17 protein-coding genes are annotated in these 24,570 nt (G+C 62.9%); 10 read left to right on the top strand and 7 right to left on the bottom strand.

Annotated features, from left to right (window positions below):
• The first annotated feature begins 120 nt into the window (after nt 1–120).
• The 9 genes from QQ658_RS03155 to QQ658_RS03195 all read left to right on the top strand — a co-directional run bounded on the left by QQ658_RS03155 (nt 121) and on the right by QQ658_RS03195 (nt 12,663).
• On the top strand, nt 121–1,140 hold the full coding sequence (locus tag QQ658_RS03155; protein WP_286026228.1) for an SIS domain-containing protein: 1,020 nt from the start codon (nt 121–123) through the stop codon (nt 1,138–1,140).
• Nucleotides 1,140–1,967, top strand: coding sequence for a PfkB family carbohydrate kinase (locus QQ658_RS03160; protein WP_286026229.1), 828 nt, complete (start codon nt 1,140–1,142; stop codon nt 1,965–1,967). Before QQ658_RS03155 ends, QQ658_RS03160 begins: the two co-directional genes overlap by 1 nt.
• Nucleotides 1,967–4,030 carry a hydantoinase/oxoprolinase family protein gene (locus tag QQ658_RS03165; RefSeq protein ID WP_286026230.1) on the top strand — a complete coding sequence of 688 codons (2,064 nt, stop codon included), beginning with the start codon at nt 1,967–1,969 and terminating at the stop codon, nt 4,028–4,030. The genes QQ658_RS03160 and QQ658_RS03165 overlap by 1 nt, the downstream gene beginning before the upstream one ends.
• Nucleotides 4,027–5,670, top strand: a complete 1,644-nt coding sequence (locus tag QQ658_RS03170; protein ID WP_286026231.1) for a hydantoinase B/oxoprolinase family protein — start codon at nt 4,027–4,029, stop codon at nt 5,668–5,670. Before QQ658_RS03165 ends, QQ658_RS03170 begins: the two co-directional genes overlap by 4 nt.
• Nucleotides 5,671–5,740: 70 nt before the next feature.
• Nucleotides 5,741–7,345, top strand: a complete 1,605-nt coding sequence (locus QQ658_RS03175) for an ABC transporter substrate-binding protein (RefSeq protein ID WP_286026232.1) — start codon at nt 5,741–5,743, stop codon at nt 7,343–7,345.
• Nucleotides 7,346–7,438: 93 nt separating this feature from the next.
• Nucleotides 7,439–8,392, top strand: coding sequence for an ABC transporter permease (locus tag QQ658_RS03180; protein WP_286026233.1), 954 nt, complete (start codon nt 7,439–7,441; stop codon nt 8,390–8,392).
• Nucleotides 8,393–8,416: 24 nt separating this feature from the next.
• The gene (locus QQ658_RS03185; RefSeq protein WP_286026234.1) at nt 8,417–9,298 is read left to right on the top strand and encodes an ABC transporter permease; all 882 of its coding nucleotides are present in this window, start codon (nt 8,417–8,419) and stop codon (nt 9,296–9,298) included.
• Complete coding sequence (locus QQ658_RS03190) at nt 9,295–11,001, top strand: ATP-binding cassette domain-containing protein (protein ID WP_286026235.1); 1,707 nt, start codon at nt 9,295–9,297, stop codon at nt 10,999–11,001. The genes QQ658_RS03185 and QQ658_RS03190 overlap by 4 nt, the downstream gene beginning before the upstream one ends.
• A gap of 60 nt (nt 11,002–11,061) precedes the next feature.
• Nucleotides 11,062–12,663, top strand: coding sequence for a gamma-glutamyltransferase (locus QQ658_RS03195; protein ID WP_286026236.1), 1,602 nt, complete (start codon nt 11,062–11,064; stop codon nt 12,661–12,663).
• Nucleotides 12,664–12,774: 111 nt separating this feature from the next.
• Here the strand turns inward: QQ658_RS03195 and QQ658_RS03200 are convergent, their stop codons facing one another.
• The gene (locus QQ658_RS03200) at nt 12,775–13,839 is read right to left on the bottom strand and encodes a LacI family DNA-binding transcriptional regulator (protein ID WP_286026237.1); all 1,065 of its coding nucleotides are present in this window, start codon (nt 13,837–13,839) and stop codon (nt 12,775–12,777) included.
• A 164-nt stretch (nt 13,840–14,003) separates the two neighbouring features.
• Between QQ658_RS03200 and QQ658_RS03205 the strand changes: the two genes are divergently transcribed.
• On the top strand, nt 14,004–15,359 hold the full coding sequence (locus QQ658_RS03205) for an FUSC family protein (protein ID WP_286026238.1): 1,356 nt from the start codon (nt 14,004–14,006) through the stop codon (nt 15,357–15,359).
• A 1-nt stretch (nt 15,360) separates the two neighbouring features.
• Here the strand turns inward: QQ658_RS03205 and QQ658_RS03210 are convergent, their stop codons facing one another.
• The 6 genes from QQ658_RS03210 to QQ658_RS03235 all read right to left on the bottom strand — a co-directional run bounded on the left by QQ658_RS03210 (nt 15,361) and on the right by QQ658_RS03235 (nt 24,399).
• Entirely contained in the window at nt 15,361–16,110 is a 750-nt protein-coding gene (locus QQ658_RS03210; protein WP_286026239.1) for a type 1 glutamine amidotransferase, read from the bottom strand.
• The gene (locus QQ658_RS03215; RefSeq protein WP_286026240.1) at nt 16,107–17,405 is read right to left on the bottom strand and encodes a DUF1727 domain-containing protein; all 1,299 of its coding nucleotides are present in this window, start codon (nt 17,403–17,405) and stop codon (nt 16,107–16,109) included. Before QQ658_RS03215 ends, QQ658_RS03210 begins: the two co-directional genes overlap by 4 nt.
• A gap of 221 nt (nt 17,406–17,626) precedes the next feature.
• A complete protein-coding gene (locus QQ658_RS03220; RefSeq protein ID WP_286026241.1) occupies nt 17,627–18,487 on the bottom strand; it encodes an SDR family oxidoreductase in 861 nt (286 codons plus the stop codon).
• 37 nt (nt 18,488–18,524) lie between these two features.
• The gene (locus tag QQ658_RS03225) at nt 18,525–20,090 is read right to left on the bottom strand and encodes an aspartate:alanine exchanger family transporter (RefSeq protein WP_286026242.1); all 1,566 of its coding nucleotides are present in this window, start codon (nt 20,088–20,090) and stop codon (nt 18,525–18,527) included.
• A gap of 202 nt (nt 20,091–20,292) precedes the next feature.
• On the bottom strand, nt 20,293–21,093 hold the full coding sequence (locus tag QQ658_RS03230; RefSeq protein WP_286026243.1) for a YggS family pyridoxal phosphate-dependent enzyme: 801 nt from the start codon (nt 21,091–21,093) through the stop codon (nt 20,293–20,295).
• A 72-nt stretch (nt 21,094–21,165) separates the two neighbouring features.
• Entirely contained in the window at nt 21,166–24,399 is a 3,234-nt protein-coding gene (locus QQ658_RS03235) for an ABC transporter ATP-binding protein/permease (RefSeq protein ID WP_286026244.1), read from the bottom strand.
• Between the last annotated feature and the right edge of the window lie 171 nt (nt 24,400–24,570).

Raw genomic sequence — 24,570 nt, forward strand, 5'->3', positions numbered from 1 at the left:
CTGGGACTGATTGACACCGGTCCCACTGACGAACAAACTTAGAGGTACGCACATCTGGCACCGGTGTCAATGTGATGTGAATGCTCGGAAAAGCAAGTCCAAACCAGCAGGAAAGTAGACATGGCGAACCTGATTCCCGTTCCTCAAGACTTCGAAGAATGTGTTGCGCACCCACTGGCAGCAGAATCAACCATCGATGACTACATCGCCGAGGCTGCGGCGAGGGGCCTGAAGAGGGTCGTTCTCGTCGGCTGCGGCGGCTCGCACTTCGGCGCCTATCCCTGCTACGACTTCGTCGACCGCCACGTCTCGGGCATCAGTGTCAACCACGTCACCAGCGCCGAACTGACCTCCCGTGACCCCGTCTGGCTCGACTCCAGCTGTCTGGTGGTGGCTGCCAGCCACTCCGGCAACACCCCGGAGACCGTAGCCGCAGCCGAATTCGCGAAAGCCAAGGGCTGCCCGACCATCGGCATCTCGCGTATCGGCGACAACGGGCTGAGCCGCACCTGCGACATCCACCTCGACTACCGCGACACCATCACCATCACCGAGCCCAAGCTCATGCACACCATGCTGATCGCCCTCGCGCTTGCCCGGCTGGAAGGCAAGAACGAGCTGGCCGACGCCGTCCGCGCCGGTATGGACGCCATGCCGCATGCGCTGCGCCTCGGCAAGGACGAAATCGCCGAGGTTGGCGATGCGATCGGCGCCACCACGCTGGACACCGACTACGCCTACTTCGTGGGCGCCGGCCCCCTGTTCGGGCAAGCCAAGATGTCGGCCTGGTGCTACTCCATGGAGATGTCGTGGCTGCCCGCCGCAGCAATCAACGGCGCCGACTTCTTTCACGGCCCGCTGGAACTGACGCTCGAAAAGACCCCGATCGTGGTGCTGGCCGCCGAGGATCCCAGCCGTCCGCTTGCCGAGCGCGTGGTGAACTTCATCAGCGACCGCACCGAATACGCCCACGTCATCGACTCCAAGAATCTATCGATGGCAGGCGTTCCCGAGACCGCCCGCGCAGAGCTCAGCGTGTTGTCGACCATCAGTGCGTCCCGCCGGGTGCTCGACCATGTTGCGGCCCTGCGCGGACACGACACCTCGGTGCGCCGCTATATGTACAAAGTGGCCTACTGATGCGACTTTTGTGTATTGGCGACAACGTCGTCGATCGCTATCTCGACCGGGGCACGATGTACCCCGGCGGCAACTGCGTCAACGTGGCTGTCTTCGCGGCACGTCAGGGAGTCGAGGCATCTTACGCAGGAATCCTCGGTGACGATGCCGCCGGCCAACTCGTGCTGGCAGCCCTGAAGTCCGAAGGGGTTGATACCTCTCATACACAAGTCGAACACGGAGCCAACGCCTACGCATTGGTCGAACTGATCGATGGCGACCGTGAATTTCTCGGCTCCGACAAGGGAGTATCACTCTTCGACCTGGACGATGAAGCCATCGGCCTGGCCAAGGACTACGACATCGTCCACACCGCATATTCGCAGCACTGGGAAGATCAAGTACCGAAACTGGTCGACGCCAGATGCACGGTCGCCTACGACTTCGGACGCAACTACTCGCCCGAATCGATTGCCCGGGTTCCAGGGCTGTGGCTGGCGGCCTTCTCCGGTTCGCATCTGGATGGGGCCGGTATCGAACAAACCGTGCAGGCAGCATTCAAGGCCGGGGCACGCTATGTGCTGATCACCCAAGGATCTCGGGGTGCAGGCTTGTGGACGAGTAAGCAGCACTGGCATCAACCGGCCGACGACGTGGCCGTTGTCGACACACTGGCCGCTGGCGACGCCTACCTGTCGTCCCTGATCGTCTCGCTGGCTGCCGGCGAGGACGAGGCACAGGCGATGGCAAAAGCGAGCACGGCATCGGCGCAGGTCATCGGAGTTTGGGGAGCATTCGGACACGGCGCACCTGATCAGGGCGCGCCGGTGAAGCAGGGAGTGAACTGATGGGATTGCGATTCGGTGTCGACACCGGAGGCACGTTCACCGACGTGTGCGCCTATGACGACCAGACCGGTCGTGTGCACGTCCACAAGGTCTCGAGCACTCCGGACGACCCGGGCAGGGCCATCGTCCAAGGCGTCACCGAACTCCTCGGCAAACTGGACGGTCGCCAGATCGGCGACATCAGCTACTTCGCGCACGGCACCACCGTCGGCACCAACACTCTGCTCACCAACACCGGCGTCCCGACCGGCCTGATCACCACCAAGGGATTCCGCGACCTGCTCGAACTCGGACGCGGCCGCCGCCCCGACATGTACGATCCGCAGGCCGACAAGCCGATTCCGCTGGTGCCCCGGCACCTTCGTCTGGAGGTGACCGAACGGCTGCGCTACGACGGGACGATCGCCACCCCGCTGGATGAGGACGAGACGCGCGAGAAGATCCGCGAGTTGCGCGACGCCGGCGTGAAGGCCATCGCGGTCTGCTTCCTCTACAGCTACCTCGACCCGACCCACGAGCGCCGGGTGGCCGAACTGATCGCCGAAGAGTTCCCCGACGCGTATGTGTCACTGTCCTCGGTCGTGCTGCCCGAGTTCCGCGAGTACGAACGGCTGTCGACGGTGGTCACCAATGCCTACGCGGGCCCGGTGGTCTATGGCTATCTGTCCCGGTTGCGTCGCACGCTGGTGGATCTCGGCTTGAAGACCGAGCCGCAGGTCACCCAGTCGAACGGCGGCGTGATCCCCTTCGGGATGGCCGAGGAGGTGCCCGTCCGGCTGGTGCTTTCCGGCCCGAGCACCGGCGTGGTCGGTGCCGCCGACATCTGCCAGGCAGCCGGGTTCCCTGACATCATCACCTTCGACATGGGCGGCACATCGTCCGATATTTCGCTGGTGCAGCACGGCGAACCGCACGTCACCTCCGGCATGGAGCTCGACGGACGCCCGATCCGCTCACCCATGCTCGACATCCACACCGTGGGCGCCGGCGGCGGATCGATCGCCTGGATCGACTCCGGCAACCATCTGCGGGTCGGCCCTCAGTCGGCCGGGGCCTTCCCCGGCCCCGCCTGCTACGGCAACGGCGACCAGCCCTCGGTGACCGACGCCAATGTGGTGTTGCACCTGCTCAACCCCGAGTATCTGCTCAACGGCCAGATGAAGATCAGCGAGGAGCAGGCGATCGCCGCGGTCAAGAGCGTCGGCGACCCACTCGGCCTCGAGGTGCACGAGGCCGCTCTCGGCATCTTGCGGGTGGTCACCGCCAACATGGCCCGCGCCATCCGGGTGGTCTCGGTGCAGCGCGGGTACGATCCGCGTGACTACGCGCTGGTGCCGTTCGGCGGGGCAGGGCCTTTGCACGCCTCCCGGCTGGCCCGTGAACTGAGCATCTCGAAGGTCGTCGTGCCCGAGATCCCCGGCGCGCAATCGGCGATGGGCCTGCTGATGACCGACGTGCGCACTGACTTCATGCGCACCCAGATCACCGCGCTCGACCCGGAGAATCCCGCCGCCATTGCCCAGGTGCTTGAAGAACTTGAAGCACAACCCGCCGCCTGGTTCGCCGCCGAGGGCACCCCGGCCGATGAGCAGAGCTTGGTCCGCCGGTTGGAGATGCGTTATCGCGGGCAGAACTTCGAGCTTCCCATCGACATCGAAGGGGAGCACGGGCTCGAAGCCGGGGCATTGGCACAAGTCATAGCGTCCTTCCACGAGGCCCACGAGCGGGTCTACGGATTCCATGCGGACGACGACCCGATCGAGGTCGTCACCTTCCGGGTGCAGGCCGTCGGCAGGGCGGAGCGCCTCGAACTGGTCAAGTCCGAGATCGATGGGGAATCGTCCGATCCGGCGCTCGTGGGCGAACGTGAGGTGTTTCTGAGCACCGAATTCGGGTTCCGGAAATGCCCGGTGTATGAGCGCGGAAAGCTGCGTCCGGGCAACCAGTTGGCGGGTCCGGCGATCGTCGAGCAGATGGATACCACGACCATCTTGCTGCCCGGCGATGCCTGCGTGATGGACGAATACCGCAACCTTGTGATTGAGATCGGAGCTCAGCAATGACCGAGGCATCGGCAACCGACCCGATTCTGGTCGAGGTGATTTCTTCGGCGCTGTCCAGCATCGTCGAAGAGATGAGCGAGACGCTGGTGAAGGCCGCGTTCTCGCCGAATATCAAGGAGCGCCGTGACTGCACGGCGAGCCTGTTCAACGCCGAGGGGGAGGCGATCGCTCAGGATGAGGGCGGTTCGCCCCTGCACCTCGGCTCGTTGATGGGCGTGGTCGCGGCCATCCGGGAGCGGATCCCCGAGGAGGACATCGTTGAGGGAGATGTCTTCATCGGAAACGACCCGTACACCGGCGGCGGCTCGCATCTGCCGGACATCGTGCTCGCCGCCCCGATCTTCGTGGACGGCCGGTTGACCGCGTGGACGGCAACCTTGGCCCATCACGCAGATTTCGGTGATCGCGGCCACGCCCACATTTTCCAGGAGGCCATCCGGATTCCTGTCGTGCACCTGGTGCGCAGGGGAGTCCTGCAGCAAGAACTGCTCGAAGTGATCTTGTTGAACTGCCAGATTCCGGACGAACGCCGCGCCGATCTCAGGGCCCAGCAGGCCGCGCTGCACACCGCGATCAAGCGCTATCTGGAGTTGTGTGAGCGCTACGGACGCCGGACCATGGTCGAGGTCTCGACCGAGTTGCTCGACTACACCGAGCGCCGCACCCGGGCGGCCATCGAGGAGTTCCCCGACGGCCGCTACACCTTCACCGACACGTTCGACTGCCCGGAGCTGGACGACGAGCTGGAGCTGAAGATCGCCGTCACCGTGGCCGGAGACGAGATCACCTTCGACTTCGACGGTGCCCCGCCGCAGGTGCGGGCCAGTGTCAACGTGGTGTGGACGGGGCTGTACGCGGCTTGCTACTACACGCTGAAGACGCTGATCGACCCGGACATCATGCCGAACGCCGGGCTTTATCGTCCGGTCACCATCACCGCGCCGCTGGGCAGCATCCTGAACTGCCAGGCGCCGGCCGCGGTCAACGGACGCAGCGAGACCTGCCAGCGGGTGGTCGACCTGATCATTGGTGCCCTGGCTCCGGCGATCCCGGCCAAGGTGACCGCGGCCAGCAACGGCGCGAACACCGGCGTCCATTTCTCCGGGTGGGACCCCGGGCGCCAACGCGAGTTCGTCTACCTGGAGACCATCGGCGGGGGCTGTGGCGCGCGGTATAACAAGGACGGCCTCGACGGTGTGCAGGTGCACATGACCAACACCTCGAATCTGCCGGTCGAGAGCCTGGAGGCCGAATATCCGCTGACCGTCGAGGCATATGAGCTGATCGACGATTCGGGTGGCATCGGTCAATATCGCGGTGGCATGGGAATTCGGCGCAAGGTGCGCGCCGAGGTGGACGACGTGCATTTCTGGCTCGATACCAGCCGTCAGAAATCCCGGCCCTGGGGATTGTTCGGCGGCGGCCCGGGCACCTCGGCGACCTGCGAATTGAACGATGATGCCCGCCCGATCGATCACGGGTACACCGTGCTGAAATCGGGAGATTACGCATCCATCGAAACTGCCGGCGCCGGCGGTTATGGAGAACCTGCAAAGCGTTCGTCCGAGGCGGTTGAAGAAGATTTGCAGGCGGAAAAGATCAGTAAGGAAACAGCCGAGAGATATTTCTCGGAAAAGTAACAACCATTCGAAGGTATGACCAGCGAATTTCAATAAGAATGATCAGATGAAAAATGGAAGGACTGACGGCATGAGGAAACCAATTGCACGAAGCCCGCAGAGGGCTCGTTTCTCGCCCGGCAGGGCCAAGCGCTACGCCGCGCTTGCGGCCGCGGCTGCCGTAGTTTTGACGACCGGGCTCGCCGGTTGTGCAACCGACACCGGCACCGGCAGTAGTGGGGGCGCCGAAGGGCAGGTTTTGACGTACGGTCTGTCCGCGGAGCCTTCGGGTTTCAAGACCGGTGTCGACCAGGGGTCGGCGAACAAGGAGATGCTGACCCTGGTGCGTCGCGGCCTGCTGATGTACGACGGCACGGGTGAGGTCGCGCCGGCTTTGGCGTCCGAATATGAGGTTTCGGACGACGGGCTGACCTACACCTTCACGCTTCGCCCCGACCTGAAGTTCTCCAACGACGATCCGCTGACTTCGGCAGATGTCAAGAGGACATTCGAGTACTTGGCTGACGAGAACAATGGCGCCGCCGATCAGACTTCGTTTGCGAACATCGCCTCCATCGACACCCCGGACGACTCGACCGTGGTGCTGAACCTGACCGATCCGCAGACGTCGCTTCCCAAGGTGTTGGCCGGGCCGTTGTCGGCGATCGTCCCAGAAGAAGACGTGGACGCTAACGGTGTGCCGATCGGCTCCGGCCCGTTCATGATCACCGAATACAACAAGGGAGTTTCGTTCACCCTTGAGGCCAACCCGAATTACTACGACGCCGACTCGGTGCAGCTCGATGGCATCGACGTCACCTTCATGGCGGACGCGCAGACCCGCGTGAAGGCTCTGCTGGACGGCCAGGTGCAGTTCATCGACTACGTGTCGGCTTCCGACTACGAGTCGCTGGAAAGCTCGGATGGCGTCACGCTGGCGCGGGCACCCGGGCTTTACGGCACCTTGCAGTTCAACTTGACTGATGGGCCGCTCGCGGAGCCTCAGGTGCGTCAGGCGATCGCCTATGCTCTCGATCTCGATTCGCTCAATCAGGTCGGCACGCTCGGCTACGGCACTGCCTTCGGCGGATTGCCGGTGCCCAGCGATAGCGAGTACTTCAACGAGGAGCAGGCTCACCACTTCGATCGGGATACCGATAAGGCAAAGGACCTGCTCTCCGAGGCCGGATACCCCGATGGCGGCTTCAGCCTCGATCTGCTCACCACGTCGCAGTACTTCGGGTTCACCGAGCGTGCCCAGGTCATTCAGAGCAACCTCGCCGAAATCGGCATCACCGTCAACCTGGTCACCGGCGACTATGCAAATCTGATTGCCAACGGCAACAGCGGCAATTACGACATGTTGGTCGGTGGCCCGCCGGCCGCCATCAACGACCCGTCGTCGTTGTCCGGTGCCTTCCTCGGCGGCCCGACGTTCGTGCGTTCCTACGGTATCGATGAGAGCCTGTATGCAGACCTGCTCGCGCAGGGAGCCAAGACTCCCGACGGCCCCGAGCGCGTGGACATCTACAACCAGATCGGCGAAATCTACCTCGAAGACGTTCCCTTCGTGACCTGGGGTCAGGGCACTGTCGGGTTCGCCTACTCCGACGACGTCCAGGGATTCGAGATGCTTTCCGGACCGATTGTCTACTCGTCGGTATACAGCCTCTCGAACGCCAGCATCGCCGGATAACCCGGCCCGGTCACCGCTCGGCGTCGCTGGATGGCGCGCCGGGCGGTGACCTGACTCATTTGGCGCCGATTACTCATCGGAAGGGTCACGACCATGAAATACATACTTGCTCGCCTCGGGCTTGGCATCGTCACGATCTGGGGCGCTGTGACGGCCGTCTTCTTGGCGCTGCATGCCGTGCCGGGTGGTCCTGCAGCGATCATCCTGCAGGGTGGCGCAGGAGGCGGCGATGTCAATCCGGCGGCCGTCGAGGCCCTCGAGAAGGAGTTGGGGCTCGACAAACCGGTGTTGGAGCAGTACGTGACCTATCTCGGCAGGCTGGTCACCGGTGACCTGGGCAATTCGATCAAATACTCGGCGCCGGTGACCGACATCATCGCCGCCCCGCTGGGCAACACCGTGGTGCTGGTCATACTGGCCGTCATCATCGGCGCGGTGGTAGGCATCGGGCTCGGTATGATCGCCGGCAACTGGCCCGGCAGCGTGCTCGACCGCATCATCTCCGGCCTCTTGTCGATCGCGGTGTCCACCCCCGGATTCGTCATCGCAATCTTCTTGTCCATCTATCTCGGAACCCGGCTGGGCTGGTTCCCGTCGCTGGGGTTCACCCCTATCTCCGAGGGGGTCGGACCTTTCCTTTATCACGCCTTCTTGCCGAGCCTGGCGTTGTCCTTCGGCTTCTTGGCAATGCTCGGGCGGGTAACCAGAACCTCGATTCTGACCGTCAGGCGTGAGGATTGGGTTCGTACCGCGCGCGGCATGGGGTTATCCCCGGCCCGCGTGTTTCGCAGGCATGTTTTCCGTAACGCAGCGAATCCGGTGATCACGGTCTCCGGGCTACAGATCGGTGCGTTGCTCGGCGCGACCGTGCTGATCGAGCAGGTGTTCAACTGGCCGGGGATCGGCAGCACCTTGCTCAACGCAATCAACAGTCGCGACTATCCGCTGGTGCAGGGCATTGTCATCGTGTTCTCGGTGGTCTTCGTGGTGGCGAACCTGATCGTCGACATGCTGTACCGGCTCCTGGATCCCCGAGTGGAGGGCTGAACAATGGGTAAAGTTTTCCGGTCTATGTGGAGGCGTTCGAACCCGGGGCTGTTCATCACGAGCTTCGTCGTCTTCGCGCTGATCATCTTCATCTTCGTCTATCCCTTGCTCACTCAAGAAGATCCCCTCGCGCAGGACATCGCGAGTGCTTTCGCTCCGGTGGGGACGCCCGGCCATATCTTGGGCACCGATAACCTCGGGCGGGACAGCTTCGTCCGGCTCATCTACGGTCTTCGCACCGAGCTCATCGTCTGCGGGCTGGGGACGCTTATATCGGCCGTGATCGGGACTCTTCTCGGTATTCTCGCGGCGTACTTCCGGGGAGCCACCGACATGGTGGTCATGCGCGTTGTCGAGATCATCCTGGCCTTCCCGAACCTGGTATTGGCCATGCTGATCGTCTCTCTTTATGGCGCCGGCAACGCCACCGTGGTCGCCATCTGCGGCGTCGTCTTCATTCCGGGCTTCGCTCGCCTGGTTTACGGTGAGGTCCTCTCGCTGAGGAAGGCGCTGTACGTGGAGTCCGCCGAATTGTTCGGCGGAACCCGCTGGCAGCTGATCTCCGGGCCACTGCTGCGAGGAGTCGGCCCACTGGTGTTGGCGCAGGGATTCTTGACCCTGGCGTTTGCAGTTGGCCTCGAATCAGGACTCAGCTTCCTGGGCCTGGGCATCGTGCCGCCGGCTCCTTCTCTTGGTCTGATGATCTCGACCGGCCAGCAGTACTTCATGCAGGCGCCGGGACAGTTGCTTATTCCCAGCGCTGTCCTGGTGCTATTGCTGGTGGCCTTCGGGTACGTCGCCGACTGGGTGCGGGATCTCCTTGATCCCCGCGGCGCGGAACGCAAACACAGGGGCGCGTCCAGACAGCGCGCCAGCTTCCAGGTGGCACAGGGGGTGAGCGCATGAGTGCGCCGAACGATGTTCTTCTCGAGGTCAAGAACCTTACGATCGGGGTTCCCGGCACGGAGATCGTGCACCAGGCGTCGTTCTCGGTTCCCCGAGGCAAGGTCGTTGCCCTGGTGGGAGAGTCCGGCGCCGGCAAGTCGATGACGGCCATGTCGATTCCGCACCTGCTGCCTCCGGGAGTGGAGTGCTCCGGCTCGATCAATTTCGACGGCACGGAGTTGGTCGGCGTTTCGGAGAAAGGGATGCAGCATTTTCGCGGGCCCGAAATCGCCTGTGTCTACCAGGAGCCGATGACCGCGCTGAATCCGCTGCACACCGTGGGAGATTTCCTTTCGGAAGCGATCCGCTCGCATGCGACCTCGGGTTCGGCAGGAGCCAAGCGGTCTCCGCAGGAACTGCTGGAACTTGTCGGCCTGGGTGGCTTCAACGACCTGCTCGATCGCTATCCACATCAGATCTCCGGTGGCCAGCGCCAACGGATCATGGCTGCAGGCGCCGTGGCGTGGAAACCCAAGCTGCTCATCGCCGACGAGCCCACCACGGCACTGGATGTCACCACCCAGCGCAATGTGCTCGCAATGTTCCGTGAGCTTGTGGAGCACGAGAAGATGTCGATGATCTTCGTGACTCACGACATGGGGGTGGTGGCGGACATCGCCGATTACGTCGTGGTCATGCGTAACGGCAACGTCATGGAGAGCGGCGACGTCTTTTCGATCTTCGCCGATCCGGCCGATGACTACACCAGGTCGCTGCTCTCGGCGGCGCGGGCCTTGCACGGGGCGAGAACCGCGACCGCGGAGGGCTCCGAGGTTCCAGGAGCAGCGAAACGAGCTGCCGGAGATTCCGCTCGGGAAGGCGCTGTCATCGATTCGGTTGCCGCGCCGGCACTCGAAGTCTCCGGCCTCACCGTCGAGTACAAGATCAGCCGGCGTCGCCGCAAGACTGTCGGCGTCCGGAACGCGGCCGTGGCGGAGGCGGATCTTTTCGTGCGGCCCGGTGAGACTCTCGGCATCGTCGGGGAATCGGGATCGGGCAAGTCGACGATCGCGCGGTCGATTCTCGGGCTGACGCCCACGACCGCTGGTGTGGTCTCTCTCGCCGATGCGAACATGATCGGTCTCAAGGGACGCAGCAGGCGAAACGCGCTGTCCCATCTGGGAATGGTCTTCCAGGATCCGACATCCTCGCTCGACCCGAGCCTTCCGTTGTGGCGGATTCTGACCGAGCCGCTGTGGCGCAGCGGAAAGATGAAGGACGCCCGCGAGCTTCGCAAACGCGCGGCCGAGTTGCTCACAGACGTCGACCTCGATCCGGCGTGGATCGACCGGCGGCGCCATGAGCTTTCCGGTGGGCAGCGGCAACGCGTGGCCATCGCCCGGGCGATCTCGCATCGCCCGGAGATCCTCTTGGCGGACGAACCGACCTCGGCCCTCGACGTCACCGTTCAGGTACGGGTTTTGGAGTTGCTGGCCAGGCTGCAGGCCGAGCAGCATTTCGCCTGCATCTTCATCAGTCACGACCTCTATGTGGTCTCGACCATCTCGGATCGCGTCATGGTGATGAAGGACGGCCACGTCGTCGAGACCGGGCCGACCGACCAGGTCATTCACAACCCGGAGAATGAGTACACCAGGACATTGCTCGGCGCCATCCCGGTACCGGATCCGGTGACCCAGCGGCGGCGCCGCGCGGCTGTCTGAATCCCAGCCGGGGCGGGCCGGGATGCGGGAGTAGCGGAGAACGAAAGGAGAGGATCAGTCATGAAGGCGGAGTACGCAACGCCAGGACGCTACGGTCTCAAGGAGGTGGTGACCGGAACCGGCGGAATGGTCGTCAGCTCCGAACCGATTGCCGCGAATGCGGGTGCAGCGGTGCTCCGCGAGGGAGGCAACGCCCTGGACGCGATCCTCACGGTTGCCGCCACTCAATTGGTCACCGAACCACACATGACCTCACTCACCGGCGGAATCTCGTTGGTGTACCGGGAGGCGGCGAGCGGCCAGGCCTCCTATCTGTCCGGCAATGTAAACGCCCCCTTGGCGGAGCTTCCCGATTTCGGTGGTGCGGACCTTTCTCGCGCGCGCGGAGTTCCTGTTCCCGGCTGGTGGCCGGCCTTCGTGGCGGCCCAGGAGCGTTTCGGGTCGGTGCCGATCGCTCGCCTGCTGGCAACGGCGATCGATGTGGCCCGCGAAGGGTTCATCGTTTCGCCCTACCTGTTCGGGTCGATGTACACGGCCCGGGAGAATCTCGGACGCAATCCACAGTCTCGCGAGATGTTCTTCCGCGATGGGTCGCTCATCTCACCGGGCGAACCTCTCGTCCAAGAGCGTGTGGCGCGCACGCTGGAGCGGCTGCGCGACGAGGGAATGGACTATTATCTCGGAGATTTCGCCCAGGCTTTCTGCAAGGAGAACCAGTCGGACGGTGGGGTGATCACTCAAGCCGATTTCGATGCCTATCGTCCGGAATGGGCCGATCCCGTGCAGGGCACGTATCGGGACTTTGAGGTTATCGGTTCGGCGCCGCCCGATGACGGTGGAATGCAGATCGTCGAAGCCCTGAATATTCTGGAGAACCTCGATTTGTCGTCTCTCGGCCCGGCAAGCCAATCGCCGAAGACATTGTCCGCTTTGATAGCAGCCCATAATGCCGTCTATTACGCTCCTCCGCGTGAGAGGCGATTCCGCGAAAGCAGGCGGATCACCGATGTCCTGCTTTCGAAAGAATATGGACGCCAGCGTTTCGAATTGCTCGACACTCTCGCGCATCCGATCTCGAATACGCCGCCGAGCCCCGGGACGATTCATATCTCCGTTATCGATGCGCAGCACAATGTCGCAACCCTGACGCATTCGCATATGGCCTCGCCGTGGGTGAACGGCCTCTACGCCGAAGGCTTCCAGCTCGCCGGTGGCGGATCATTCTTCCAGCGGGTGATGCCGCAACCGGGGGAGCGCGCGACGATCTATCTGGCGCCCACCATGGTGCTGAGAGGCGGCAGGCCGGTGATCGTGTCAGGGTCGCCGTCGGTGTCGTTGGTGGCATGCGTGCTGCAAAATCTCGTCAACCTGATGGACTTCGGCATGAGCATCGAGCAGACGGTCGCGGAACCGCGCTTCGGTGCCCGCCCACATGACCCGGCCCGCGGCTGGGTGCCCGGGACCACCGTGGAATCGGGCTACGCCGCTGGTGTGCTTGATGAGGTGCGCAAGTGGGCAGGCAAGAACCGGTTGTGGTTCCACGACATCGGTCCCTGGAATTCGATGACGGGCAACTTCGACGGCATCACCATCGACCCGGCCACCGGACTCATGCGCTCCTGCGCCGATCCTCGCCGAATGGGTACAGCCGTCGCTGCGTAGCCCGGAGCAGCCGATAACGCTGTGGCGGGACGCAGGCGATCGTCCACAATGGCCGGGACCCGGATCTCAACCGGTGCTTCCGGAAAATGGCCGCTGACCAGGTGATTCTCGTCACCGCTCGAGTGCTGTCGTGCTCTGGCGAGTCAGCACTTCTCCATGCAGCAAGACATCTTGCTGAGCCTCATTGGGGTTCGCGATCCGTTGGTTCAGCAGATCGGCGGCCGCCCGGCCCATGTCATGCATGGGCTGGGTCAACACGGTGATCCGCGGGGTCACCAGCGTCGTCCAATCCTGATCGTCGAAACCGATGAAGGACAGCTCATCGGGAATCACGATCTTGAGGCGTTGCAGCGCTTGGTAGCTGCCATGTGTGACCACCGAGTCTGTGGCGAACAAGGCAGTCGCGTCAAGGCCGGCGAGCCGCTCGGCGACCGCGTCAGCCGCCGCCACATGGTCATAGGGCGCGTTGATGACCAGATCCGTGTCGGCTGCGATGCCCGCCTCCTGCAAAGCCGACAGATAGCCCCGCAAGCGCAATGCCGATGGACGCGCAGCTGGATCGGGCGGGTCCAGCAACCGGGTCGCATTCTCCGGCACCTGGGTTGCCACAGCGATGCGCCTATGACCGAGGTCGAGGAGATGCTTGGTAGCCGCATAGGCGGCATCCTCGTGGTCGAGAGCGACCAGGGGAAGGTCGTCCAGGCCGGGCCCGCGGCGGTCAAGCAGTACGATCGGCAGGCCGCGCTGGGCGAGCGTCCGTGCGATATCCGAGCCTTCGGGAATGACCGGGGCAAGCACCAATCCATCGACTCGTTTTGTGGCCAGCAATTCCAAGGAATGGGCTTCGACCGTGGCGTTGTTGTCGGTATTGATAATGATGACTTCGAGCCCGACAGCACGCATTCGATCGGTGAGTCCGCGGACCACGGCCGAGAAAAACGGAATGGAGATATCGGGAATGACCACGCCGATCATCTTCGACCGGCCTTCGGACATTGCCCTGGCCAATGCATTGGGGTAATAGCCGAGCCGCGCGGCTGCGTCCAAAACTTTTTTGCGGGCGGCTGGGCTCGCCGATCCGCGATCACTCAGGACTCGCGCCGCGGTTGATTTCGAAACATGTGCTGCTCGCGCCACATCGGCGACAGTAACCGAATCGGCCTTGCTGATCGTCATCGTGCTTTCCTTGGGAGGCGTATAGAAAGAAGCTTAGGGCTTGACGAAGAATGAGGGCGACACGCAGCGATCATTCTTTCGAAGGGTCCTCAGTGCCTCACGCGGCAATCGGGTTGCCGAGGCTCATCGGGATTTCCAAGAATCGGTTGTTACTCTCGACGCCGATGACCAACGAGACCATTGCCTTTGTGCGCGGCAAATTGCGCAAGATCTGGCCCGGGCTGCCCAGCACCCGGGCGGCTTGGCGACGCTCGGTGACAGGCACGGTGAAAGACGTCGCCCGGCTGACCCTGGCCACGGTTCTCGGCTATTTGCTCACCGTGAAGCTCTTGCCGCCGCCGGTTGATTTGACCGGGGCGCTGACCGCATTGCTGGTGACGCAGGCATCGTTGAGGGGCTCCTTTCGCGCCGGTCTGGTGCGCGTGGGCGCCGTGGTGTCAGGGATCCTGGTCGCCTTGGTCGTCGCCACCTTTGTCGGTCTGCACTGGTGGTCGCTCGCGATGGTCGTCCTCGCAGCCCTGCTGATTGCACGTATCTTGCAGCTCGGCGACGGCGGCGCAGAAGCAGCGATCAGTGCCATGCTGATTCTCGGATCCTCCGGTTTCGAGGTGGCCGCACAGACGCGTTTTCTGACGACCATGATCGGCACTTTCGTCGGGATCACGCTGCCGCTGGTGCTGCCGCGGCGGGTGCAAACCACGGATCTGACTCGCGATCTGCAGCGCGTCGCATTGCGGCTGCGCTCGGTCTACCGCGATGCCGCCCGCTATCTGACCATCAACCCGATGGACGCCCAGGCCGCCGACCAGTGGCTTGACTCGGTGCGCTCGATCACGCCTTTGGTGGCTCAGGCCGATTTGGTGTTGGACGACGCGGCCGACCTGCAGCATCTGAACACCCGCCAGATGTTCGAAGCCGATGTCGTGCCGTTGCTGCGTGGTGGGCTCGACACCTTGGAACGGACCACGTTGTCGACTCGGCAGGCGTTGGCGATCATGAGACCGGCCGCCGGATCCGGCACGCTGCCGGACGATGGCTACGGCGATGACGTCCGGTTGCAGATCGCGGTGGTTCTCGGAGCCGTGGGGGAGGCTATCGAGGCCTACGAGTCGTTGATCGAGGCGGAGGTCTCCGGCGGGGTTGTGGCGGCCGAGACCGAGCTGACTGCCAGACTGGCAAAGCTCCGCATCGCCCGAAACGACCTGTCATCGGTCATGCTGGACGATCCATCCCAATCCGAACTGTGGGTGCGCGGCGGCAGTCTGCTGTCGGCCATCGACCAGGTCATCGCGGATATCGACCTGGCCGCCTACTCGGCCATCCGCGACTCCTGGCGCTCATCCCAGCTCGGACGCACGCTGCCCGCCGGGCCGATCGGGCCGCGCATCCGCAGCCCGTGGGGTCTGCTCGCGCAGCGCCGGCTACGTGAGCGCGCCGCCCGGGCCCGCGAGGAGCATCCCGAAGGCAGCCACGAGGTCGGCTCCGAAGAGACCACGGTTCTGATGCCGGCCGCCTCGTAGCTCAACGGGTCTGCTCTGCGCGATTCTTGGTCGTCCGGACGATGTGCAGGCGTTCGGCGCGCAACTGCTTGTGCTCGGCATTCACCTCGTCACGGAGCAGCGGATCCAGGGCTTGCCCCAGGGCCCTCTCGAGCAGGTAGTCCGCCAGCTCGGGGTTGCGCGGCAGAATCGGGCCGTGCGGATAGGTCGCGACCACATTGCCCTGTGTCGCTCCGTCGAAGCCGTCGGTGCCGTTGCCGATGCCCACTTCGACCTTCGCAAACGGTGTGGCGTCCGAACCCAGCGTGGTGAAACCACCGTGGTTCTCGAAACCGGTGAGGTAGCTGGACGAGCCGTCGGGCTTCGTCCACCTGGTCAGAATCTCACCGACCGCACGAACATCGCCACGGCGGGTCTCCACGTCTAACAGCCCCAGCCCCGGGAAAACCTCCTCGTTGTCGCCGACCGTGAACGAATGCCCGCACAGCTGATAGCCGGCGCACACCGCGAACAACAGGCCACCCGCGTCCAGGCCCTTGTGCAGCCCTTGGTCGGCCTCGAGAGCCTTCACCGCAGCGATCTGCGCCCAGTCCTCGCCACCGCCGAGCAGATAGATCAGGCCATCGGCAGGCACCGGGTCGCCCGGCTCCACCATGACCAGTTCGGCATCGATACCACGCCAGGTGAGCCTCTTGGTGAGCACCATCGCATTGCCGCGGTCACCGTAGATGCCGAGCAGCGACTGGTAGACGACGACGATCTTGTGGGTCATTTCAGCTCCACCCCTCCCATATGACACAGCCGTAAGAACGCCGAATAGGTGCTCAGCACGTCGACGGTGCCGGTGAATGGTCCCTTGAGCGCTTCGGCGAAGTCGGGGATCACCTCGTGCTCGACCTCGGCATAGCTCAGCCGGACGGCCAGATCCATCGCCCTCGGCCCGGTCGCGATAACCCTTCTGCCGCGCAGCTTCTCGTATTCGACATCCCACATCCAGCTAACGTCGGTGCCGTCGGCAATAGCAGAGTCGACCGCGAGAATCACCGGATCGGATTCCATCACCAGCAACGATTCGGCCCAACCGGCCGGATTCTTGGCCAGCACCAGCCGGGCCAAGGTGTCGCCGTAGGTTCCGATCGCGAAACGTCCCGCCGGTGCCTGCACCTGCCGCATGCCGCGCAGCGCAACCGGTTCGTAGACTCCCATCTCGGCGGCCGCGGCCAGCGCGCATACCGCGTTGCCCTGATTGAACCTGCCGGGCACCTGCAGGTCGAGAGGCCAGGAGTCGCCGTCGGCGGTGATCACCTGATTGGGTTCGGTGCGATAGTCGGGCTGATGCTCGCCGAGCGGGCATCCGGGGCAATTCCAGTGCCCCTCGGGGTCGTATTCCAAGATCGTGCCGCATTGCGGGCACAATGCGGCGTCCTGGGTCCAGCCGGTGCCCATATCGACCCAGATCACCTTGTGGGCGGCTTCTGCCGACCATGTGACCAGCGGATCCTTGGCGTTGGCGATCACCGTGGGACCTTGTTCGCCGGCCGCGGTGAGGGCGGTGCGCCACTTCTTGCCCAGCGCGTTGATTTCATGATGGCGGTCGAGCTGGTCGCGGCTGAAGTTCAGCATGATCAGCGTCTCGGGGTGACCGTATTCGATCACGTCGGGCACGACTTGTTCGTCCACCTCGAGGATGGCGATCGGTGCGTGTGGACGCGTGGACAGCGCGGAGACCACACCTTCGCGCAGGTTCGCGCCGTCGGGATTGGTCACCACATCACGCGGATCGGACATCGACTCGCGCATCGCGGCCGTCAGCAGGTGAGTGGTGGTGGTCTTGCCGTTGGTGCCGGAGACCACGCCGATCCGCTTGTCAGCGAGCAGTTCACGGAAGTAACCGGGGTAGATGCGCATCATCAGCGCACCCTTGATGGACGCCCCGCTGCCGCGTCCACTTGCCCTGGACGCGAGAGCGGCCGCATTGCCCACCGCATACGCGATCGGCTGGCGGATCGAGTTCACCACACCGCGCTTGCGAATGTCTTCTCTCAGCTGAGAAACGCGAATAGCCACCTGGCTATTGTGTCAGACCTGCATAGCCATCGGGTTTCAGCGACCGGCAGGCTCACAGTCCGGGCGGGCTGGACAAGCCCAGCCCGGATCCACCCGATGGGAAATGCCACGCGAGCCAGGGCCAAGCGCATCGTTGATTCCGGTGAGGCGCCCGGCCCACTCTGTGAGGAATGTGCCCACTCCGCGAGGAATGCCACGGGTGGACGCCGGTGAATCTGAGCTCAGTGCCCTGCCGCATCGAGGGCGGCAATGCCGTCTTGCAGAGAGGTCGCGGGCCTGCCCAGCAGTGCGGGAAGATCGTCGGTGACTTCGTCGAACACGCCGGACGCAACCGCCGTATAGGTGCTCACCCAGGCGTCGTACTGCCAGTCCGCGTAGCCCGGCCAGTCCCTGCGTCGGGTTTCGTAGGCCTGATCGACGGTTTGGTTGACGAAGCGGAACCGGCGTCCGGTCGCCTTGCTCGCCGCCGCGGCGGCCTCATCGAAGTTCAGCGACTCCGGTCCGGTGAGGGTGTAGGTCGCGTTGAGGTGATCGTCCGGATTCAGCAGGATGGTCGCGGCCGCCTCGGCGACATCGCTGCGCATCACGAAGGCGCAGCGTCCATCGGCGGCCGGTCCGACAATGGTGCCGGTATCGTCGGCGAAATCGAGTACCGCGTCGCCGTAGAAGTTGTCACGCAGCAAGGTGAAGGCCATGCCCGAACCCTTGATCGCCTGCTCGGTGGCGTAGTGATCGCGAGCCAAGGTGAAGGTCGCGTTCGGGTCGGCCGCCGCAAAGGAGGTGTAGACGAGGTGTTTGACGCCTGCGTCCGCTGCAGCTTGGACGAACGTCTTGTGGTCGTCCAGCCGGGTGGCTGATTCGGACGCGGAAACCATGAAGACCAGGTCGAGCCCGTCCAAGGCGGCAAGCAGCGCGTCCCGGTCGTCGTATGAAGCGCGAACCACCTCGGCGTTCGGAAGCTGGGGTGCGCGTCCGGGGTCGCGGACGATCAGCCTTTGCGGCACTCCCTTCGCTGCGAGAGCCCGGGCGACCTGCCCGCCGATGTGACCGGTTGAACCTGTAATGCCGATACGTGTTGCCATGCCCAGCACAACGGCTATCGGCTGTCCGGCATTCCGGCTAAGACAGCGCGATCACCTGCACCAGCAGGATCTTCACCACGGTTCCGAGGGCGAATAGTGCGCCGTAGGCCGAATCGATGCGCTCGTCGTTGACCAGTGAGTTGGCATATCCCTGCACCGCGGGCTGGCCGACGAAACCTGCGAAGCCACCGATGGCGCGCTGCGCCGAAAGCCCGATCAACCGGGCTCCGACCAGCAGAATCACGCCGCCCAGAGTCAGGCTTACCGCCGACAGCACCACCAGCTTCAGCCCGGTCATAGAGAACGCCTGGGAGATAAACGCCGGCCCGGTGGCCAGCCCGACACAGGCCAGGAAGATCATCAGCCCGACCTGACGGAGCAGCGCATTGATGTTGTGCGGCAGATCCCAGCGGAACGGTCCGGTGCGGTGCAAGGCGCCCAGTACCATGCCGACGATCAACGGGCCGGCAGCGGTGCCCAGCTGAAAGGTGATGCCGCCCGGCAGCGGAATTGCGATCGCTCCGGCCAGCAGACCCAGCGCGATCCCCAGTCCCAGGGTGAGGGCGTCCACCTGAGAGATGCGGGCCTCGGAGTCACCGAAGAAGTCCTGTGCGTCCGCGAGGCGGCCTCTGGGCACCACGCACAGCACCCGGTCGCCGGGCTGAATCACCAGGCCGTCGGTGGCGAGCATGTCGAGGTCTCCGCGGCGCACTCTGGTGATGATGCCGTCGAGATGGTGGCGGACGTTGATCTCGCCAACTGTGCGTCCGGAAAGCCCGGGGTTGGAGACCACGAATCTGCGGTAGTCGACGTCTCGGCGGTTCTCGGTCAGGGTGGCCGAACTGGCGTATCCGAGATAGTCGACGGCGGCCTTCACATCGTCGGGCATGCCGACGACCAGCACGATGTCGCCTTCGTTGAGCGGGTCGGAGCGGGTCATCAACCGCATCTGGCCGTGCCTGCGCAGGTAGCTCATCCGGATCTTGTCGGGCCAGCCGGGGATATCGGTGATCTCGGTGTCGTGGGTGACATGGGTGCTGGTGGCGGTGATGCCCGCTTCGGCCATCGACACGTTGTCACGGTTGCCCGGCCAGCGCTTGGTTGCGACCAGGGCAACGATGATCATGGCGACGATGACGCCGGTGGGGTAGGCGACCGCGTAGCCGACCAGGGTGTCCGCCGATCCGCCGGTGGCTTTCAACGCGGCGTCAATGGCGGGTGAGGTGAGCACGCCGGCGAACAAGCCAGAGATATGGGACGAACTGAGCCCGGCGAGGTGGCCGATACCTATCCCGGCCCCTGCCATCGCGGCCAGCCCGACGATGCCGGCGACCATCAGCGCCCACTGGCGTTTCAGATCGGTGATGAAGGTCGAACCGGCGGCAAGCCCGACCGCGTAGCAGAACAGCACGACACCGAGTGCCTTGACCAGATCCATGCCCTGGCTGAGCCTGGGATCGAGCATGCCGACGATCAGACCGACGAAGAGTGCCCCGGCCGCGCCGAATCGCAGCGGGCCGAACTTGATCTGCCCGAACAGGGCGCCGAGGGCCAGAACCCCCATGATGGTGACGAGGGGGTTGGACGCCAGGAAGTCGATCATGGGTGCTTTCTTTTCGCAGGTGGCATGATCCTATCGGTCGTGGCGTGACGAAGGTGGCGAGCCCGTGCGGGTGATTGATGCGCCTGCTTCTTACATCGCTCGCGAGGTGCCTCATCCAAGAATGAGCGCGTGGGCGTGTTATTGGGTTCGCTTTTACACGTATAGTCTGCAAAACCGTACCCAATAATCGCGCCGTGAGGGATTATGCCTCTCCGGCAGGACGATCGGCGGGCCAGTAATAGCTGTCGGGCAGATTGCGGGCTCCGAAGATCGCCTGGCCCACGCGCACACAGGTCGAGCCTTCTTCGATGGCGACCTCGTAGTCACCCGACATGCCCATCGATAACTCGCCCGGCCCGATCAAGTCTGGATCGGTGTCCCGCAGCTGGTCTCGCAGGCCGCGCAACACCTTGAAACATGCCCGCACCTTGCCTGTGTCCTCGGTGAACAAGGCGAGGGTCATGAACCCCTTGACATGCAGCGTCTCGAAAGCAGGGAGCTGCTTCAAGAAGGCGGGCACATCTGAGGGAGCCAGCCCGTATTTCTGCTCCTCGTGGGAGGTATTCACCTGGACGAGCACGTCGAGCGAGCGTCCGGCGGCCTGCAACCGGCGGTCAAGCGCCTCGGCCACATGCAGACTGTCGAGCGCCTGAAATTCGGACGCAAACACTGCGACGTCTTTCGCCTTGTTGGTCTGCAAATGCCCGATGACGGACCAGGCGATATCGAGGTCGGCCAGATTCTCGGACTTGCGCTTGGCCTCCTGGACCTTGTTCTCGCCCAACTGGTGGCATCCCGCAGCGACAGCGTTGCGGATCCTCTCCTCGGGGACGGTCTTGCTGACCGGCAACAGCCGCACCTCACCGGGGTCGCGTCCGGCCCGTTCGGCGGCGGCCGCGATCTTCTCCCGTACCGCCCGCAGATGTGCGGCGAAATCCTCTTTGGTCGTGGCGGGAGGGTATTCGAGGCTGGTGATCGGCGTGCTGTCATCGGCTGCAGACATGGTGTTCCTTCTTCCTCGGCTTACGCGAAATCAGCCTATCCCGAGCGCGCCGGGGAGCTATCAGGCCCCTGATCACTCGCTGCGCAGCGCCTCCACCGGATCCTTTCGGGAGGCGGCCGAGGAGGGGATGAGACCGGCGATGAAGGTCAGAAACATGCTGATGGCCACCAGGATCACGCCGGCCTGCCAAGGCAGTTGGGCGACGTTGGCGATGCCGAATTTCGATTCGACGATCAGGTTCACCGGGATCGTCAGCAGCACTGTGACCCCGATGCCGATAGCGCCGGCCACGAACCCGACGATCAGGGTCTCCGCATTGAAGACCCAGCGGATGTCACGTTTGCTGGCGCCGATCGATCTCAGGATGCCGATCTCCTTGTTGCGTTCCAGCACCGAGATGTAGGTGATGACGCCGATCATGATGGACGACACGACGAGCGAGATCGCCACGAATGCGATCAGCACCCAGGTGACCACATTGACGATGTCGGTGACCGAACTCATCAAGGTTCCGACGATGTCGGTGTAGGTGATGACTTTTTCGTCCTGGCCGCTGTCGGTCATCTGCTGGTTGTAATCGTCCAACACGTCGAGCACATGGGCCTTGTTCTCGAAGTCGATCGGATAGATGTCGATGCCCGCGGGCTTGCCGAAGTCGGCGTATCCGAGCTTCTGCAGGTTTCCGTCATAGGAGTTCTGACTCGTCGACATCATCGATGTCATGAGCTGAGTCAGCTCGTCCTGATCGAGATTGAACTGAAACGCATTCGTGAATGCGTCCTGATCGACGCTCATCGCATCGGACATATTGGCTGCGAGCTGACTCATGGCCTGCTGCATCGCCATGCCGACCTGGGCCTCGATCGCCGGCCCGATCTGATCCTGCATGACGCTCGCCATTTGGGCCTGCAATTCGCCACCCAGCTGCTCGCCGACCTGGCCCATGATCTGGGTCATGGTGTTTTGCATGTAGCTCGACATGATGGATTCGAGTTGAGTTGCGTAGTCGTCGAGGTTGAGGGCCTCGCCGAGATCGTGCGCGAGGTCTGTACCGGTCGGCGTGGCAAGAAAATCCTGGAAATGCTGCGAGATATCAGTTGCCGGTATGTTGGTTGGCGGAACAGGGGTGCAACCCTCCGTCTCTACACAATATTCGCCGAGACCGTCGACCAAGGCCTCCATTTTTGGGGCCACCGTGGCCAATTGTTCGTCGCTCAAATCAAAATCCATTTGACTGACGATCGTCTCCACATCGAGCGGAGGTATCTGGGACGCATCGATCTGCATATTCGATAGATCGATATTCAGCCCCGAGGTATCCAGATTCAGCCCCGACAGATCCAGGCTCAAACCCGACAGGTCCATGGTGAGCTTCGACTCGTCGAAGGTGAAGGCCGCAGCCAGCGCGTTCTCGTCTACCGTGACGAGCGAACTCATATCGAAGTCGGTTTCCGGATTGGCCAGCTCATCGGCGAAGGTGCGTCCGGAGAAGATATTCAGTGCCGGATCCGCGATCTGCTTTTGGACGATCTCGGTCTTTGCGGCGTCATTGATCAGATGCCTGGTCAGATCCGAGGTGTAGTAGAGGCCGGGAGTAAGAGCATTGGCCGTGGTGCCGGCCTTGGGCTGAACGATGCCCGAAACATGCAGATCCTCACCATCATTCACCAGTCCCCGCAGAAAATCGGTATCGCCGCTCTTATCCGTCCAGACGTTGTAGGTCTGGTCATAGGTGAAGTAATTCGCGGCGTTTACCAACTTGAATTGCGCGGCCATGAGGTCGTCATAGCTGTAATCCCTGTTGTCAGGTTCGGGAGGAGTGATCTCTTCGTTATTGATCATCTGCTCGACCATCTTGTCCATCTCGGCAGAGTCCTTCAGGCCCATGCCGTAGAGGGTGAAGTCGTTGATGGCGCCGTCGTCACCGAGCACCAGAAGCACCTGATCGTAGCTTTGCGGCCACTGGCCGGCCATCAAGTCGTATTGCGGTTCGATGAGCGAAGTGTCGTCCATCATCTCGTTGAAGACATTGGTGCTCATGCCCATCGACACCAAACTGTTGGCGGACGCATCGGCGCCCAGCCCCAGGTCGGAGAACGTCTTGTCCGGATTCACCTGCCGCACATCTTGCGAGGTATCCGGATTGAAAATCTGTGGCGTGACGTTGTACGAGTACTGAATCGAGTTCACGTAGTCATTGATATTTCCGCCGTTGTCGTCGAGATATTCTTTCAACGACGCCAAATCGTTCGATCCGATGCTTGCGAAGGAATCGGCGATCACCGGGATTTCGCGAACCTCGCCGTTCGATGACTGGTCGTCAGAACTGTCGTCCATATTGGCAGACATCGCCATCATGGCGGTCATATCCATGCCCTGGCTTTGAATCGAGAGCGGATAGACCGACAGGGTGTCTTCCTCAATACTGCGGATGTAATCGTTGACGCCCGTTGCCAGTGCGAGAATCGCGGCGATGCCGATGATGCCGATGCTTCCCGCGAACGAGGTCATCAGCGTCCGGCCTTTTTTGGTCATCAAATTGTTGAACGACAAAGCGATGGCCGTCAAGAAAGACATAGATGTACGGCGCGGTTGTTTCGCGCTGAGGTGCATGTCTTCTTCGGACGGGTTGAACGGGTTCGAGTCATCGACGACGGCGCCGTCACGAAGGTTGACGACGCGATTGGCGTATTGGTCGGCGAGCTCGGGATTGTGGGTGACCATGACGACCAGCCGGTCATCCGCGATCGTGGTCAGAAGATCCATGATCTGGACGCTGGTCTTGGAGTCGAGCGCTCCGGTCGGCTCGTCGGCGAGTACGATCTCGGGATCGTTGATGAGGGCGCGAGCGATGGCTACGCGCTGCATCTGGCCACCGGACAGCTGGCTCGGCTTCTTGTTGATGTGGTCACCCAGGCCGACCTCGACGAGCGCCTGCTTCGCGCGCTCCTTGCGCTCGGCGGGCGAGACCCCGGAAAGGGTCAGGGCGAGTTCGACATTGGCCAAAATCGTCTGATGGGGAATCAGGTTATAGCTCTGAAAAACGAAACCGACCCGGTTATTGCGGTAGGTGTCCCAGTCTCGGTCCTTGTATTTCTTGGTCGATATACCGTCGATGACCAGATCGCCGGAATCGTAATGATCCAGCCCGCCGATGATATTGAGCATCGTCGTCTTTCCCGACCCCGAGGGTCCGAGAACGGCAACGAATTCGTTATCGCGCAGGGTCAAAGAGACATCATCAAGAGCTGTCTGGGTGAAATCGGCAGTCGTGTACGACTTGCGAATATTCGACAGTTGAAGCATGTCTCATCCCACCTACTGTGCGTCCCGGCCTGAGCGCATTGGCCGCGTCTTGGACGCTCGACGACCCTGCGGGCTGCGATTCACATGAGCCGACCTGTCATCGCATGGGACAGTTGTGAATGAATCCGCTGCCGATGTTCCAGGACAGACCTGAATGCAGGTTCACCCTAT

It is taken from the genome of Propionimicrobium sp. PCR01-08-3, from assembly GCF_030286045.1.
Lineage (GTDB): Bacteria > Actinomycetota > Actinomycetes > Propionibacteriales > Propionibacteriaceae > Brooklawnia.

What these genes read in the sequence shown, in the direction of transcription:
- QQ658_RS03155 (WP_286026228.1), top strand. Translation starts at nt 121, where the DNA reads ATGGCGAACCTGATTCCCGTTCCTCAAGACTTCGAAGAATGTGTTGCG.
- QQ658_RS03160 (WP_286026229.1), top strand. Translation starts at nt 1,140, where the DNA reads ATGCGACTTTTGTGTATTGGCGACAACGTCGTCGATCGCTATCTCGAC.
- QQ658_RS03165 (WP_286026230.1), top strand. Translation starts at nt 1,967, where the DNA reads ATGGGATTGCGATTCGGTGTCGACACCGGAGGCACGTTCACCGACGTG.
- QQ658_RS03170 (WP_286026231.1), top strand. Translation starts at nt 4,027, where the DNA reads ATGACCGAGGCATCGGCAACCGACCCGATTCTGGTCGAGGTGATTTCT.
- QQ658_RS03175 (WP_286026232.1), top strand. Translation starts at nt 5,741, where the DNA reads ATGAGGAAACCAATTGCACGAAGCCCGCAGAGGGCTCGTTTCTCGCCC.
- QQ658_RS03180 (WP_286026233.1), top strand. Translation starts at nt 7,439, where the DNA reads ATGAAATACATACTTGCTCGCCTCGGGCTTGGCATCGTCACGATCTGG.
- QQ658_RS03185 (WP_286026234.1), top strand. Translation starts at nt 8,417, where the DNA reads ATGTGGAGGCGTTCGAACCCGGGGCTGTTCATCACGAGCTTCGTCGTC.
- QQ658_RS03190 (WP_286026235.1), top strand. Translation starts at nt 9,295, where the DNA reads ATGAGTGCGCCGAACGATGTTCTTCTCGAGGTCAAGAACCTTACGATC.
- QQ658_RS03195 (WP_286026236.1), top strand. Translation starts at nt 11,062, where the DNA reads ATGAAGGCGGAGTACGCAACGCCAGGACGCTACGGTCTCAAGGAGGTG.
- QQ658_RS03200 (WP_286026237.1), bottom strand. Translation starts at nt 13,839, where the DNA reads ATGACGATCAGCAAGGCCGATTCGGTTACTGTCGCCGATGTGGCGCGA.
- QQ658_RS03205 (WP_286026238.1), top strand. Translation starts at nt 14,004, where the DNA reads ATGACCAACGAGACCATTGCCTTTGTGCGCGGCAAATTGCGCAAGATC.
- QQ658_RS03210 (WP_286026239.1), bottom strand. Translation starts at nt 16,110, where the DNA reads ATGACCCACAAGATCGTCGTCGTCTACCAGTCGCTGCTCGGCATCTAC.
- QQ658_RS03220 (WP_286026241.1), bottom strand. Translation starts at nt 18,487, where the DNA reads ATGGCAACACGTATCGGCATTACAGGTTCAACCGGTCACATCGGCGGG.
- QQ658_RS03225 (WP_286026242.1), bottom strand. Translation starts at nt 20,090, where the DNA reads ATGATCGACTTCCTGGCGTCCAACCCCCTCGTCACCATCATGGGGGTT.
- QQ658_RS03230 (WP_286026243.1), bottom strand. Translation starts at nt 21,093, where the DNA reads ATGTCTGCAGCCGATGACAGCACGCCGATCACCAGCCTCGAATACCCT.
- QQ658_RS03235 (WP_286026244.1), bottom strand. Translation starts at nt 24,399, where the DNA reads ATGCTTCAACTGTCGAATATTCGCAAGTCGTACACGACTGCCGATTTC.